Source organism: Parablautia muri, from assembly GCF_009917485.1.
GTDB classification, from domain to species: domain Bacteria; phylum Bacillota; class Clostridia; order Lachnospirales; family Lachnospiraceae; genus Suilimivivens; species Suilimivivens muri.
The window spans coordinates 1-838 of the sequence record NZ_QZDT01000189.1 but is presented as its reverse complement, the minus strand read 5'-3'; the positions used below and the strand labels follow the sequence as shown (position 1 = coordinate 838).

Annotated in this window: 1 protein-coding gene; it reads right to left on the bottom strand. The window is 37.2% G+C overall.

Going from position 1 to position 838, the window contains the following annotated elements:
• Nucleotides 1–55 precede the first annotated feature (55 nt).
• On the bottom strand, nt 56–673 hold the full coding sequence (locus tag D5281_RS25150) for a TetR/AcrR family transcriptional regulator (protein ID WP_160562565.1): 618 nt from the start codon (nt 671–673) through the stop codon (nt 56–58).
• Nucleotides 674–838 lie beyond the last annotated feature (165 nt).

The window sequence follows — 838 nt, the reverse complement described above, 5'->3', positions numbered from 1 at the left end:
TTACTCTGAGGTATTTTTTTATCAACCACCCTTCTTGGAATTCCCTATATTTGAATTATACAGGAAGCTCCATAAATAAACTATTTAAACTAAATTGTTCTTTACCATTTTGCAGCATACCCACCACCCACTCCGGTTCCGGCAATGGAATATCCGGATTCAAAGTATACTGTTCCATAATTCCATGTACCGCACACCAATACATATTTGACAGCGACATGGCATCTCCTTTGCGAATGCTTCCGTCTTTCTGTCCTGCTCTCACCCAGTTTTGGCAAAATGCAATCGTATCTACGGAAACTGCCAGCTTACGAAGTTTTTCTGGTACGTCTTCACTCCGTACAATATGTCCCATAAATACAAACATTTTTGCAATGAAAGAATTCTTTTCTATCTGTAGAAACAACATTTTTGTAAATTGATAAAAGAAATCCAAACCATTTTTTGCTTTCACCTGCATTGGCATGCGCATCCCTTCCAAACCAATATTTACCAATTCCTCTAACAACATTTCCTTTGTAGGGAAATAATGAAACAGTAGTCCTTCGCTGATCCCTGCCCGTCTGGATATTTGGCTTGTTTTGGTTCCGTAGTATCCCCGCTCCACAAATAAATCCAGCGCAGCTTGAATAATTTGTATTTTTCTGGCTTCTTTTTGTTCTTTTCTTGTCATACAGTATTCCCTCCATCGAATAAACACAATTTAACATTAGCACAGCCATCGAAAAATTTATAGAGTGATTTACTCAATGAAATTTATATTAGTAACTCAAACTTCGCACATAGATTTAGCCTATGCACCTTGAAAATTCAATACCTGGCAGTTATTCAGTTATCT

Coding starts and splice junctions, on each gene's coding strand:
- D5281_RS25150 (WP_160562565.1), bottom strand. CDS start 673: ATGACAAGAAAAGAACAAAAAGAAGCCAGAAAAATACAAATTATTCAA.